A 14,466-nucleotide genomic window follows, 5' to 3' on the forward strand; every position below is an offset into this window, starting at 1 on the left:
CTTAAATCTTCAGTCCTAGACGGGTGCCCTGATCGATTGCGCGACGGGCATCCAGTTCTACGGCAACGTCCGCGCCGCCAATCAGATGGACCGTCTTGCCGCGTTGACGCAGCGGTGCTTCCAGCCCGCGCTGTGACTCCTGACCCGCACAGACAATCACGTTATCAACCGCCAGACAGTGCGCCTCTCCCTCACGAAGAATATGCAGACCGTTATCGTCGATACGCTCGTAGCTCACGCCGTTCAGCATCTTCACGCCGCGCGCCAGCAGGCTGGTACGATGGATCCAGCCCGTCGTCTTGCCCAACCCTGCGCCGACCTTGCTGGTCTTGCGCTGTAACAGGGTGATGTCACGGGCAGAAGGCAGCGGCCGGGCACCTTCGACGGCCAGTCCGCCGCGCTGGCACAGGCTGGAATCAATGCCCCATTCCTGATTGAACATCGCGATATTGAGGCTGGCGGAAGGCTCGACATGCGCCAGATATTCGGCGGTATCAAAGCCGATCCCGCCCGCGCCGATGATAGCAACGCGCTGGCCTACCGGCTTTTTGTCACGCAGCACCTCGAGATAGGTCAGCACGCTCGGGTGATCGATGCCCGTGATGTCGGGCAAGCGCGGCAGAATACCGCAGGCCAGAATCACCTCATCAAAGCCGTCAAGCGTCTCGGCATTCACCTGGCTGCCCAGTCTCAGCTGGACGTCGAGCAGGGCAAGCTGGCGCGAGTAATAGCGCAGGGTCTGATAAAACTCCTCTTTTCCGGGGATCTGTTTGGCGATATTAAACTGTCCGCCGATTTCGGGCTGGGCATCGAACAGGGTAACGTGATGACCGCGCTGCGCCGCCGTGGTGGCAAAAGCCAGCCCCGCAGGGCCTGCCCCGACGACCGCCAGGCGTTTACTCTGGCTGGTTGGGAACAGCGGCATTTCGGTTTCATGGCAGGCGCGTGGATTCACCAGACAGGAGGCCAATTCCCCTGCGAAAACCTGGTCGAGACAGGCCTGATTACAGCCGATACAGGTATTGATTTCGTCTGCCCTATCCTCGGCGGCCTTTTGCACAAACGCCGGATCGGCGAGGAAAGGGCGCGCCATCGAGACCATATCGGCATAGCCGTTGGCCAGCAGGTCTTCTGCAATATCAGGATCGTTGATGCGGTTGGTGGTGATGAGCGGAATGCCGAGCTTGCCCATCAGCCGCTGCGTGACCCAGCCGAAGGCGGCGCGGGGCACGCGGGTGGCGATGGTCGGAATGCGCGCCTCGTGCCAACCAATGCCGGTGTTGATAAGGGTCGCGCCCGCCTGCTCGATTTTCATCGCCAGCAGTTCCGTCTCTTCCCAGTTGCTGCCCTGTTCCACCAGATCCAGCATGGAGAGGCGGTAAATAATAATAAAGTTCGTGCCGCAGATACGCCGCACACGGCGCACGGCTTCTTCGGCAAACCGCATGCGATTCTCGGCGCTGCCGCCCCATTTGTCTTCGCGCTGATTGGTGCGGGCAGTCAAAAATTCGTTAATCAGATAACCTTCCGACCCCATGATCTCTACGCCGTCATAACCCGCCTCGCGCGCCAGTTGCGCACAGTGAGCGAAGTCTTCAAGGGTTTGCTCGATTTCGACGTCACTGAGCGCGTGTGGGGCAAACCGGTTGATGGGCGCTTGCAGCGCAGAGGGCGCAACGGGATGGGGCTGATAACTGTAGCGGCCTGCGTGGAGGATTTGCAGCGCGATTTTTCCGCCCGCAGCATGCACGGCATCGGTCACTATTCTATGCTGGCCGACCTGCGAAGGGTGATTCAGCACGGAGCCGCCCTGATACACCACACCCTGTGTATTGGGCGCAATCCCGCCGGTCACGATAAGCCCGACACCCGCGGCCGCGCGCTCGGCGTAGAAGGCGGCCAGACGTTCGGGACCATCTTCCCGCTCCTCAAGTCCCGTATGCATCGAGCCCATCAAGACGCGGTTCTTGAGCTGGGTAAACCCCAAGTCCAGCGGCGCAAGCAGATGAGGATAAGGTACAGACCAACGCTTCATAACGCACTCCATCGAAATCAGTAGCCACACTACGAAAGTGGTCGGATGAGATGGCTTAAATTTAACGCCTGTGACGCGGCTTTCCAGCGCGGGCTGCCGTGATTGTGACAGGTATCAAGAATTATTATGAAGCAGGGGACTGCACCTGTTGAGAGCAGGGGGCTTCAACAGGCGCAGAAGGGGAGATTAGAGCAGCAGGAAGCTGTTTTCCTTGACGTTTACCGAATCCAGGCCAATAAAGACGTTGAATTTTCCGGCCTCGGCGGCCCATTTGAGCTGGTTGTCATAGAAGCCGAGATCGGCCGTGCGCAGCGTAAAGCTGACCTGCTTCTCTTCGCCGGGTTGCAGATACACTTTCTCGAAGTTCTTGAGCTCTTTAACCGGACGGCTGATTGAAGCGGTGACATCCTGCGTATAAAGCTGAACCACGGTCGCGCCCGCGACCTTGCCGGTATTTTTCACCCTGACACTTGCGGTTATCGCGCCGTTGCGTGCAAGCGTGGTGGAGGACAGGCTGACATCCGACACAGAGAAATCGGTATAACTCAGGCCATAGCCAAACGGGAACAGCGGTCCGTTGGTGATATCGAAATAGCGCGAGGTGTACTTGTCCGGCTTTTGCGGATTAAACGGCCTGCCGGTGTTCAGCACGCTGTTGTAGAGCGGGATCTGGCCGACGGCGCGCGGGAAGGTCATCGGCAGCTTGCCCGACGGGTTGTAGTCGCCAAAGAGCACATCGGCAACTGCATGACCGCCTTCGGTGCCCGCAAACCAGGTTTCGAGCATCGCGTTGGCATTGTCATTTTCCCACGGCAGGGTGAGCGGACGCCCGTTCATCAGCACCAGCACCAGCGGTTTACCGGTGGCTTTCAGCGCCTTCAGCAGATTTTTCTGGCTTTGCGGAATGCTGATATCAGTGCGGCTGGAAGCCTCGTGCGCCATGCCTTGCGCTTCCCCGACCACGGCGACGATGACATCGGCTTTCTCGGCGGTTTTCACCGCTTCGTCGATCATTTCCTGTGCCGGACGCGGATCGTTCTGGATCTGTTTTTCATACGAGTTCAGGAAAGTCACGATGGCTGGATCGTCGATAATATTGGAGCCACGTGCGTATAGCAGCGTGGCCTTGTCGCCTATCGCATCCTGCATGCCCTTGCGCACGGTGATCGTCTGTTTGGAAACCCCCGCCGCAGACCAGCTGCCCATCATGTCGCGCTGACTGTCGGCCAGTGCGCCAATCAGCGCAATGGTGCCTTTTTTCTGCAACGGCAGAACGTGGTTGTCATTTTTCAGCAACACCATCGAGGCGCGCGCGACCTCACGCGCCTCGGTGCGATGCAGACGACTTTCGGCATTGGTATCGACAGGGTCGGTGGAGGGCGGCCCAAGATGGCGATAAGGGTCGGCGAACAGGCCCATGTCCCATTTGGCAATCAATACATCACGCACCGCGCGGTCGATATCCTGCTCACTGATGAGTTTGTCTTTCAGCAAGCCGCGCAGATACTGGCCGTACTGATTGTCGGCCATGTCCATATCGACGCCGGCCTTGAGCGCCATGGCTGCCGCCTGACGATCGTCTTCGGCTACGCCGTGTTTGACCAGACCGCCGATGGCGCCGTGATCGCTTACCGTGAGTCCGTGGAATTTCCACTGATCGCGCAGGATATCTTTCAGCAGCCAGCCGTTCGAGGTGGCCGGTACGCCATTGACGGAGTTCAGCGCGACCATTACGCCGCCCACACCCGCATCGACGGCAGCCTTGTAGGGCGGCATGTAGTCGTTGAACATCCGCGACAGGCTCATGTCGACCGTGTTGTATTCGCGTCCGCCTTCCACTGCGCCGTACAGCGCATAGTGCTTGACGTTGGCCATCACGTTGCCGGGCGCGGAAGGGTCATCGCCCTGATAGCCCTTGACCATTTCATAGGCCAGACGCGAGGTCAGATAGGTATCTTCGCCAAACCCTTCAGAGACACGGCCCCAGCGGGGATCACGCGTGATATCGACCATGGGGGAAAAGGTCATGTTCAGGCCATCGGCGGCGGTTTCTTCTGCCGACACGCGTGCGCTGGTGGCGACGGCCTGCATATCCCAGCTCGACGCCAGTCCAAGGCTGATAGGAAATATCGTGCGCTGACCGTGCACCACATCATAGGCATAGAAAGGCGGGATCTTGAGGCGGCTGTATTGCACCTGATCCTGCATACGGCGGATATCCGGCTTGGTCACGGTATTGAATACGCCGCCAACCTTGTCTTCACGAATATCGGCCATGATCTTTTCTTTCGGATTATCGGGGCCGACGCTCACCAGATTAAGCTGACCGATTTTGTCGTCCAGCGTCATCTTCTTCATGAGAGTGGCGATAAAGCTATCGCGCTGTTTTATTTGTGTCTGTGGAATGGCCGAAGAGACCGGCGTTTGCGCCTCGGCGGCGAGAGCATAAAGCGGAGAACCCAACATCAAAACGACTGCGCCAATCACGTAATGCGTCTTCATTCGATATCCTATATCTCCCTCCGGCTTCTCGAAAATAGCGCGAGATAAGGGCAGAGGGTCAAATGTCATTTTTGGGAAAAGTATGAACAGTATCTAATACGGGAATTCAGGCTTTAGCAAATAATATGTAAGATATAGAAAGGATTAGTAACTTAACGCAGATAAAGACGGGCATTTCCGGCAGCGAGGGGGCATTGCGCACGGTTCGCTGCCGCAGAAAAAGGGATCAGGGCATAGGCCAGGTCGTTGGCTGCTGACTCATAATATCGATAAACACGTCTTTGGACGTCAGCCAGAAATGTGACAGGGCTTCAACGCTGAACGTCATCCCCATCAGACCCATCACGAACCAGCAGGTCATCGACAGACCTAATCCGCTGCACATAAATGCCAGGGTGTTCTTACTGGTTTGACGGCAAACCACATTCAGTTGGCTGGCAAAAAACATCATCAGCGCGCTCAGTAATTCCCAGCGCATCATCATGAATCCAGTCGTCAGGGTGTTCATCGAATTAAGTCCTTAATACATGCAACCTTATACACATACGAAACGGCATAATTTCAGGGCAACGCCATGAATTTAAATAAGTTATGGTAGAAGTTTGGAGATGTTGAAAACGGTAAAAGTGTGATTTAGGTCACATTCTATCACTGGCCTTTATTATTGTGCAAAAAACAATCTGGAATATGAACCCCCGTAAATGGCATAAAAGTTATAAAACAACAGTCGCATTAATATTTAACGTCAATTTAACAGGGTGATGATTTCCCAAGGCAAGCAGGGCAGTAACATCAAAAAATAGCCGCCAGGGCCTGAAGGGCGGGCCAAATCTTGTCTGGCTAATGAGTGGGGAATGAGTAGAATTATTAATAGATGATTTTCGCTAGAGTCTTATTCATTCTGTAATTAGCTGTTTTTTAACCAGTAAACATTAACGTTTTTTGAGTTATAAGCGGTTTGAGTGGCTTTGCTAAGAAAATTCCTAGTAACATGCAGGCCCCTCAAGTGTTAATTTTCTGTAAATTTGCGTCGAAATGGCTATTTCAGCGCGGTTAAAGTTAGGGTTAAATTTTGATAAACCCTCTTTACCGACATAAAAAATTGCAGGAGCTCAGGTTTTCAGGGTTTTACGTTTTAATTGGATTTAAACCATTTAGGCCTATTCATGCTGTACGGCTGATTTTATATTTTTACTAGCCGTTAGGATGACTCTTTATATTTAAGGGAACTATGAAAAACTTGGTCATAATGGAACCTCATTCCTTTACCTCCTTGGCCATGAGAGCGCTAATTCCTGAAGATGTTAAAATTCGGGGCGCGTTAAAAGGTTTCTCTCCGTTACAATCGATGCTCGACGCCGAAATGATTGATATTGTCATCATGGAAATATATGACACCAATCTATTTCCAATGGACGGCATCGATTTTATCCGCCGCAATGCAGAACACTGGAATCGTGTGACGCTCATAATTTGTACTGATGTAGATAATGTTTTTCTTATCAAAGAGTTGATGAAGTGCAAAGCGCGTGTGCTTATTTCCAAGAAAGATGACATCGTGTCGGTTGAACACGCCATCGATAAAGGGATCTCGGGCGATTATTATTGCAGTCCGAACCTGCTGGAGATAGTCAACTCCGACAGCAATGAGCTGTCGCTCACCTCGAGCGAGTTACGCGTGATGTCATTATTGCTGAATAACAAGACGCCGATGGAAATATCCGAATCGCTGGGGGTAAGCTATAAAACCGTGCAAACCCACAAAAGAAACGTGATGCAGAAATTAGGTGCCAGAAATAGCTTTGGCCTGATGAAAATAGGCTATCAATACAAAATAAAACTTTAGTCAGGTTATTATTTTTCATCTTACTGCCATAATCAGCGCGTAATGTCGCTACACCTCTTGGGTTATCACGCTTTGCGTTCCTAAGGTGCACAATATTGTCTACACTGGTTGCACTCTTTTTCAACGCCAGCAGGGTTCGACAAGATGAACAATACCTTCAAACGCATGCATTCACCGGTGGGTATTTTAACGCTGGTGGCGCGGGGCGACAGACTGGCCGCCGTGCTGTGGGAGATTGAGCGGGAAAACCGCGTTCGCCTTGGCACATTGATTGAAAATGAGACACACCCGATACTCGTCGAAACCGAGCGTCAGTTAAACGAGTATTTCGCAGGAACGCGAACCCGTTTCGACCTCCCGCTGGATTTTCAGGGAACCGAATTTCAGAAACGGGTCTGGCAGGCATTGCTGGAAATTCCCTATGGTGAAACCCGCAGTTACAGCCAGATAGCGCTGGCGCTGGGTAATCCCAAGTCCGTTCGCGCCGTCGGCGCTGCGAATGGGCGTAATCCGATTTCTATCATCGCTCCCTGTCATCGCGTCATTGGCGCATCTGGTGCATTGACCGGTTTTGCCGGTGGTCTGGAGGCAAAAACGCTTCTATTGACGCTGGAAGGGCATAAATTCACTGCTGCGGTGGCGGATGTCTCGAATCATCAGAGAACCTTCTCATTTTAAATTTTAAATAATTAAAGTAAGTTGTTAACGAATGAACGACATCGTTAGCGCAATTTTGACGAATTTTTGTTATCTTCATCACAAATCCTTCTGGGCGATAAATTGTTATTGCTTGGTTTTGCTGGAAAAAAGTCGGAATAATCGTCTGGTAGTTGGCGGGCTGGAAGCCCACAGTGCTCTGGTTGCTGATAAGCCAAGGCGGTAGCGTGGATGGCGAAATTATCGGCTGCGGTTTCATTCGTTGAAAAACCTGTAATCTATACCCTTCGCTGTGGCATTATCCGTCGTAACGCCTATTCAACAGGTTAGCGCGATTAGGGGCGGTATCATGAACACTGCCGAGTCGATCCGATTTTTGGCGTTGCGCTTTTTTCTCCATATCGACCTACGGATGGGCCATTCCATCGTAATTTGAACGTACAGTCATTATCGGCAAAGGAGAAGGTTTTCCCTGATGGAAAAAGAATTCGCAGTCGACACGTCATGCCTTGGCGCTTGCCTCTCCGCGAGCGGATTTTTACCTATCAGAAAATCCTCTATTTCACAAAGGGTTGCCGAGTTTTCGACTTCCAGTTCGCGTTTACAGTCCTTGAAGCCCGGCGATGAAATTCGCTATCGCCTACGGCAATATCTGATTTGTGCCGACCCTATGGCGCAAAATTTTTCTGTGCCTGATACTACAACCATTCAGGGACGTTTAAGTTTCCCTTCGTCGCGCACGCAGGTGCGGTGCAGCAAGGCAAAAAGCATGGGCTGCGATGACGCCGGTAACGGGCACAGTTGAAATTTCCTTAAACCTTTAAACCACGCGTCTTCCCACGTGGTTTGGCAATACAACAGGGACAAGGGTGATAGCGCGTCCTTTCCAATACTTGACTCTAACTTTTGAATGAAATCAATGACAAAAAAACATGTAATCAAGTTGACAGCCGTTGCTGTTCTTGTGGGTCTCCTTAGTGGCTGTACCGTAGTGCCTGGTCAGGGATTGAACAGCGTCGGTAAGAATGTGGTTGAACAGCCGGACAGCAATTCCGACTGGGATCAAAAAGTCAACGTCTATCCGATGACGCCTCAGCTGGTTCAGCAAATGCGTCCTCCGAAAGTGTTGTCTCGCCCGAACCCTGCTCTGGACGCGCAGGTAAATAATTACCAATACCGCATCGGTGTCGGCGATGTCGTCAACGTCACCGTGTGGGATCACGCAGAATTGACTACGCCTGCGGGTCAGTATCGCAGTGCCGAAGACAGCGGTAACTGGGTCGGCGCCGACGGCAATATTTTCTATCCTTATATCGGTAAAGTGCACGTGGTGGGCAAAACCATGGCCGAAGTCCGTCAGGATATTGCCAAGCGTCTCGTCACCTATATTGAAAGCCCGCAGGTTGACGTGAGTGTAGCGGCCTTCCGCTCGCAAAAAGCCTACGTCTCCGGTCAGGTCAACAAATCTGCCCAACTGCCTATCACCAACATTCCGATGACTGTGGTCGATGCCATCAATGCCGCAGGCGGTTTGGCTTCCGATGCCGACTGGCGCAATGTGGTCCTTACCCACGATGGCAAGGATACGATTATCAACCTGGCATCGTTGCTGCAAAAGGGCGACCTGATGCAGAACCACCTGTTATATCCGGGTGACATTCTTTATGTTCCGCGCAATGACAGCCAGAAAGTCTTCGTGATGGGCGAAGTCTTGCAGCAGGCAACCATGAAGATGGACCGCAGTGGCATGACGCTGGCCGAAGCCCTGGGTAACTCTTCAGGTATTGATCAGATTCAATCTGACGCCTCGGGCATCTTTGTTATTCGCCAGTTGAAAGGCGACAAGCAGGGGCGTATCGCCAATATCTATCAGCTTCAGGCCAAAGATGCCTCCGCGATGGTGATGGCTGCGCAGTTCCAGCTCAAGCCGTACGACATTGTTTATGTGACTACCGCGCCTCTTGTTCGTTGGAACCGCGTAATTTCACAGCTGCTTCCTACCATTACCGGTACGCACGACACGCTTCAGACTCTGCAGTTCTACAAAAACTGGGACTAATATATGTTTAATTCGGTATTGGTGGTGTGTACCGGAAACATCTGCCGTTCGCCGACGGCCGAAAGACGGCTTCGTCAGTTACTGCCGGGCAAGAAGATCGATTCGGCTGGCGTGGGTGCCCTTATTGGGCACCAGGCCGATTCTCAGGCTTCTTTTATTGCTAAAGAGCATGGGCTTTCATTGGAAGGACATCGTGGGCAGCAATTCAGCGCTGAATTGGCTCGTCAGTACGATTTAATTCTGGTGATGGACCAGTCTCATATTGAACAGGTATCAAAGCAGGCATCGGAAGCCCGGGGGAAAACATTACTCCTGGGGCACTGGCTGGATAAAAAAGAGATCCCCGATCCTTATCGCCAGAGTCGAGAGGCGTTCGATCATGTGTACCAGTTAATTGATGAGGCCTGCCAAAGCTGGTTGCCTAAATTAGCGAGCTAATATTTGGCACCAACGGTTTGGCGAATACGTCGAATTTGACTTAAATATCGACAGCAGCAGAGTTGGCAAATCACAGATATATTGGATAACGAAACATTCGCGATTCTTTTATTGCGGCTAATTCCGAATTATCTGTGATTTGAACCTGCCAAAGCAGGTTTTTTTATGGATTTAACATATCATCTATAATCTACAGCGTAGCTAACTTGTCAGAGCCGAGAGATGTTAATAAAGCACGCTAAAATTGTCTCTCGTTATCATTGGGGTTAAGGAATTTCTTAAAGGAGGCTCGCTCGGTTCGTACTCTTATGAAATAGCTATGCTGATGAAGTTCATAAGCAGCAAGTAGCTAGCAGCAATTGTGAAATTGTGTTTTTTCAGTAAGATAGAATGCATTGCGGCTTTTGCAACCCTAAGGAATGGGGCGCAGAAAGTCATTTACTCTCCGGTTTTTTACGGTGTTTTGAAGGCTTGCAGGGGCAATCTGTCTCTTGTTTAGCCAATTTGAGAAGTATTTCGGAAGCCAAGTCAGAACTTTTTCAGGGCATTTAACGTCGTTTTTGAACCCTTTATCTTGGAAGCATTGAGACTTCGAAGAGTTTTTCAAGAGCAAGGCCAACTTGCCGGGCGCATAGCCAAGACTTGTATCCGACATATTTCCTTATGGGCATATGATATCCATGATCGCAGACAGGCAAACAACATGACGAGTTTCGGTAGAAAAACATTACAGTATAGTGCTTCTGTCACTTCAGTCATTCAAAGACTTTCCGATATCTTGACTATATCATTTGGGTTATATTTCACGCGTTTGTTTTTTCATGAAGCATTCATGTACCAAGATATAATCATGGTATTGGCTTCGATAATTGTATTCCAGATGATTGGTGGTTTTACCGATTTTTACCGCTCCTGGCGCGGTGTCAGGATTGGTTTTGAACTCAGGGTCGTTCTTCAGAGTTGGGTGTTAAGTGTATTGGTGACCTTTGGTGCCTTATCTCTGGTCCAGATCGTCAACGAAAATATTGTTATTTGCGCTACCTGGTTCCTTATTGTCTGTTTAGGATTAATCATCTCGCGACTCGTTATTCGCTATGTTATTGGTCATCTACGCAATAAAGGTTATAACACCCGTAATGTCGCGATTATGGGCGCTTTCACGCCGGGTATCAAACTGGCGGAATCCCTGCGCGATGCGCATTGGATGGGCTTTAGAGTGCTTGGCATCTATGATGATGGCGACGTGCCACAAGATACCGACATTCCGAAAATCGGCGATTTCAAACAGCTAATTCATGATGCTCGCGTCGGTAAAATCGATCGGGTCTATATCGCCTTGCCGATGACTCAGGAAAAAATCATCAAGGAAGCCGTTGAAGAACTCTCCGATTCAACCTGTTCCGTGGTGCTTATCCCCGATGTTTTTACCTTTAATTTACTGCATGCGCGCACCGATGAAATAAACGGTGTTCCGGTGGTTTCGCTGTTCGATACCCCCATGATTGGGGTGAACAGGCTTATTAAACGACTGGAAGACATCATTGTCTCCATTATCATTCTGACCTTTATTTCACCCATCCTGCTGTTCATTGCGATTGCCGTGAAATTAACGTCGCCGGGACCGGTGATTTTCAAGCAACAGCGTTATGGTATTGATGGCAAAGGTATTGCCGTCTGGAAATTCAGAAGCATGGTTGTCATGGAAAACGGTGACAGTGTTGTTCAGGCAACAAAGGGCGATGCTCGTATTACCAAGCTCGGAAGTTTCCTGCGTAAAACCTCGCTGGATGAACTGCCACAGTTTATCAACGTGTTGAAAGGCGATATGTCTATTGTGGGCCCAAGACCTCATGCCGTGGCGCATAATGAGCTGTATCGCACCATGATTAGTGGTTATATGCTGCGCCATAAAATGAAACCGGGCATTACAGGCTGGGCGCAAATTAATGGCTGGCGCGGAGAAACCGATACGCTGGACAAAATGGAAAAACGCGTCGAGTTTGACCTTGATTACATCCATAACTGGAGTCTGGGGCTAGATCTCAAGATTATCTTCCTGACGATTTTCAAAGGGTTTATCCATAAAGCCGCGTATTAAGACAATCTTTAAACTCTGTTATAGAAAAAAGGCCGCATACTGTGCGGCCTTTTTTTATGCATTTTTTGAAGCATAAAAATCAAAGAATTAATGACGTTCCTGACGCTGGCTTAACCAGTAACCATGCAGGTTCAACGCAGCCGGTTTTATCTCTTCGATCGTGGTTTCAATCTGATCGTCCGTCATCCCTTCGAGCGTGGTCATATTCTTCTCCAAACCGTGCAACTCAATCGCCTCGAGAGAAGGTTTAAATGCCGCAGGCAGCGAGGACCAGTCATCCAGCGCAATGCCGCGCATATAGCCATAACACCATTCGTCGACGACCGTATAGTCCGTTCCCTCTACCGTTTGCTCGCCAAACAGCGGCTCGAACTGTTCCGGATAATCATTGAGCCGGTCTGCAATATCATTCATGTGCTGGAAAGTCAGATCCATAAAGCGGGTCACTTCCTCCTGAGATTCCCAGTCCGGGATAAAATCCTCTCCACCCCACAGGGCGACCAGCCATACGCTTGGCTCAATCATGTTTGGACCGGAGAGGATAGCCGTCAACATGCCGTCCAGTTCGGCAACATCCAGAACGGATTCGTCATTGCCGTACTTGATCAGCACATCTTCAAGCCATTCGAGCTCTTCTTCGTTCAGGGGGCCGTCTTTCATGAGGTTCTCTCCAGCGGGATAAAATACGAAAAGGTATGGGGCGAATGATAGCGGATTTAACGCAGCATTGGCTCAATAGAAACAAGGATTTTGTCCCAGTTGATGAATATCAGAATGGCTGCTGCCGCTGCAATAATGAATAACCATTTTCCAAGCATATCTTTTCCTCTTTCGCCGAACGTTTAAGACCCTTTCAGTGTAGATGGGGATGAGGAGAGAGAAAGGGAAAAAGCAGGTAATGAGTGGTTAATGAGATTGTCTTTGGTGCTGTTTGTGCCGCCGCTGACGCAGATAACTTTGCCTCTTACATCAAGGCACAAGGCAGTGCTAACACCTCTCGCATTCGCCGGACCTTGCATGTAGCCGAAGAGTTGAATGCCTATGACGAAGAGTTACTTTAAAAGCGCTTCTGGCACGCCTCGGAGTCCTGTCAATAACTGTGGGAGGGTCGAAAGCGCAGCGGGAACAAATAGCCTCGGTGGCGAGGCTGGGAGCCGCGCACGAGGGGGGATAGTTATGTTTTGAGCCGACCGGCTTGGGAGTGAGAATTGCCGTGCGCCATTTTTGAGACACTTGTTACTTAAAAACAAAAAAGCCACTCGCTAAGGAGTGGCTTAATGTCCTGATTTAACAGGGAAAATTTGGTGGCCCCTACTGGACTTGAACCAGTGACCAAGCGATTATGAGTCATATGAATAGCTTGTTTCATCCTTTTGCATTATAACCCAAGATGTTTAGTTAATTGCATTAAAACATGGAGTTATACTGTTTTCTTCGTTTCATGTTGTTCCACGATCTTCCTTTCAGTATCATCCTTACATCACCTGCTACATCACCCAGAAAACAGCACCAGGAAGAATATCTTTTGGCAGATAATTTAACGGATTCATTGATACGCGGCCTCAAACCATTAGATGCTGCTCACTATGTTTGGGACAAAAGCGGTGAGCGCGGTGCTGGCAGATTGGGTGTAAAAGTTGAGCCTTCCGGGCAGCGAGTTTTTTACTACCGCTATTACTGGCAGGCTCAACGTCAGTTCATCCTCTTGGGACGCTACCCAGAAATGTCCCTGGCTCAGGCAAGACAGCAGGCTAAAGGATATGCTGGGACGCTTAAAGAGGATATAAACCCTAAAACGGTGAAAGCGGAGCAAGAAGGTGCCCAAGAACAGTAAAAGCGCGCAGAACAGCTTAAAGGCAGTATTGAACAGCTGATACAGGGTTACACCAGTAAAATGCGTGAAGAGGGTAAACGGACTTGGTAACAGGTACTCACTAGACTTGAAAAAGAGACCTATTTCTTTATTAGTCGGGATACCAAAGCCAATCAAGTAACGCCGCTGCATATCAAACAGATATTAGCAGCTATCATCCAACGCGGAGCGAGCGTTGAGGCAAACCGCGGCTCGTTCTTATCTTATCGCAGCTTTTAACTACGGCCTGAAGGCTGATAACGATCCTGCAAACCACCAGCAAAACGTCATGTTCGAGCTGGAGATGAATCCTGTCAGCGTTATCCCAAAACAGTCATCGGCAGAAAAGGTCGGTGAAAACTGGCTTACGCTCAATGAACTACAGGATCTGATGGGCGCTTTCCCTCAAGCTTCCGGGGTGGGTAGCATCGTTAGCCATTTGCTTAACCTCTGTGTTTATACCGGTGGTCAACGACCGCATGAGCTGGCGGCGAGTCGCTGGAATGTCGTTAACTGGGAAGAGAAAACGCTGTTAGTGGTCGCTGATGTTTCTAAAAACAAACGTGACCACCTGGTACCGTTAACCGAATCCGCTATTGAAATCTTGCAGCGCGTAAAAGAAGAAAGCGGCAGTGACTCTGCTTATATCTTTTCACAGCGTAAAAATGCCGATAAGCATTTGAGAACTGATAGTTTTGCTCAGGCAATCATCTATTACCGTGAGTTTTTCCCCACTAATCCAAGCTTTGTTGCGCGTGATTTGCGCCGAACCTGCAAAACCTTGATGGGGGAAATCGGCATTACGAAAGAGCTACGTGACCGTATCCAAAACCATGCCCTTCAGGATGTCAGTTCAAAACACTATGACCGCTATGACTATCTGGTAGAGAAGAGGAGGGCGTTAGAGCAGTGGGAGAAAAGGGTTAATAATGTTGAGCAGGCCACCAGCAATGTGGTGAATTTATTCCAGAGGGGATGA

General features: G+C 50.3%; 11 protein-coding genes, 1 tRNA gene and 1 pseudogene. 8 read left to right on the top strand and 5 right to left on the bottom strand.

Annotation, left to right across the window (positions count from 1 at the left end; all coding sequences use genetic code 11):
- Nucleotide 1 precedes the first annotated feature (1 nt).
- From O1V66_RS19850 to O1V66_RS19860, 3 genes are all read right to left on the bottom strand, one after another.
- A complete protein-coding gene (locus tag O1V66_RS19850) occupies nucleotides 2–2,035 on the bottom strand; it encodes an NADPH-dependent 2,4-dienoyl-CoA reductase (protein WP_152623651.1) in 2,034 nt (677 codons plus the stop codon).
- Nucleotides 2,036–2,221: 186 nt separating this feature from the next.
- Nucleotides 2,222–4,537, bottom strand: coding sequence for a beta-glucosidase BglX (gene bglX / locus O1V66_RS19855; RefSeq protein ID WP_045049059.1), 2,316 nt, complete (start codon nucleotides 4,535–4,537; stop codon nucleotides 2,222–2,224).
- A 226-nt stretch (nucleotides 4,538–4,763) separates the two neighbouring features.
- Nucleotides 4,764–5,045, bottom strand: coding sequence for a YjcB family protein (locus tag O1V66_RS19860; RefSeq protein ID WP_045049060.1), 282 nt, complete (start codon nucleotides 5,043–5,045; stop codon nucleotides 4,764–4,766).
- Nucleotides 5,046–5,768: 723 nt separating this feature from the next.
- Here O1V66_RS19860 and O1V66_RS19865 point away from each other — a divergent pair.
- From O1V66_RS19865 to wcaJ, 6 genes are all read left to right on the top strand, one after another.
- Entirely contained in the window at nucleotides 5,769–6,383 is a 615-nt protein-coding gene (locus O1V66_RS19865) for a response regulator transcription factor (protein ID WP_045049061.1), read from the top strand.
- 144 nt (nucleotides 6,384–6,527) lie between these two features.
- Complete coding sequence (locus O1V66_RS19870) at nucleotides 6,528–7,061, top strand: methylated-DNA--[protein]-cysteine S-methyltransferase (protein WP_045049062.1); 534 nt, start codon at nucleotides 6,528–6,530, stop codon at nucleotides 7,059–7,061.
- Nucleotides 7,062–7,515: 454 nt separating this feature from the next.
- Nucleotides 7,516–7,845, top strand: coding sequence for a hypothetical protein (locus O1V66_RS19875; RefSeq protein ID WP_269127971.1), 330 nt, complete (start codon nucleotides 7,516–7,518; stop codon nucleotides 7,843–7,845).
- 114 nt (nucleotides 7,846–7,959) lie between these two features.
- Nucleotides 7,960–9,099, top strand: a complete 1,140-nt coding sequence (locus O1V66_RS19880) for a polysaccharide export protein (RefSeq protein ID WP_045049063.1) — start codon at nucleotides 7,960–7,962, stop codon at nucleotides 9,097–9,099.
- A 3-nt stretch (nucleotides 9,100–9,102) separates the two neighbouring features.
- On the top strand, nucleotides 9,103–9,537 hold the full coding sequence (locus O1V66_RS19885; RefSeq protein WP_045049064.1) for an arsenate reductase/protein-tyrosine-phosphatase family protein: 435 nt from the start codon (nucleotides 9,103–9,105) through the stop codon (nucleotides 9,535–9,537).
- A 703-nt stretch (nucleotides 9,538–10,240) separates the two neighbouring features.
- A complete protein-coding gene (wcaJ, locus tag O1V66_RS19890) occupies nucleotides 10,241–11,635 on the top strand; it encodes an undecaprenyl-phosphate glucose phosphotransferase (RefSeq protein WP_045049066.1) in 1,395 nt (464 codons plus the stop codon).
- An 87-nt stretch (nucleotides 11,636–11,722) separates the two neighbouring features.
- Here the strand turns inward: wcaJ and O1V66_RS19895 are convergent, their stop codons facing one another.
- Nucleotides 11,723–12,295, bottom strand: a complete 573-nt coding sequence (locus O1V66_RS19895; RefSeq protein WP_052673454.1) for a UPF0149 family protein — start codon at nucleotides 12,293–12,295, stop codon at nucleotides 11,723–11,725.
- A 242-nt stretch (nucleotides 12,296–12,537) separates the two neighbouring features.
- On the opposite strand from O1V66_RS19895, the gene O1V66_RS19900 reads away from it, so the two are divergent.
- Nucleotides 12,538–12,696, top strand: a complete 159-nt coding sequence (locus tag O1V66_RS19900) for a hypothetical protein (RefSeq protein WP_414058412.1) — start codon at nucleotides 12,538–12,540, stop codon at nucleotides 12,694–12,696.
- A gap of 241 nt (nucleotides 12,697–12,937) precedes the next feature.
- Here the strand turns inward: O1V66_RS19900 and O1V66_RS19905 are convergent.
- Nucleotides 12,938–13,021, bottom strand: a tRNA-Met gene (locus O1V66_RS19905).
- A 139-nt stretch (nucleotides 13,022–13,160) separates the two neighbouring features.
- Between O1V66_RS19905 and O1V66_RS19910 the strand changes: the two are divergent.
- Nucleotides 13,161–14,466, top strand: a pseudogene (locus O1V66_RS19910) (tyrosine-type recombinase/integrase).

The organism is Rouxiella chamberiensis, from assembly GCF_026967475.1.
Taxonomy (GTDB): Bacteria; Pseudomonadota; Gammaproteobacteria; order Enterobacterales; family Enterobacteriaceae; genus Rouxiella; species Rouxiella chamberiensis.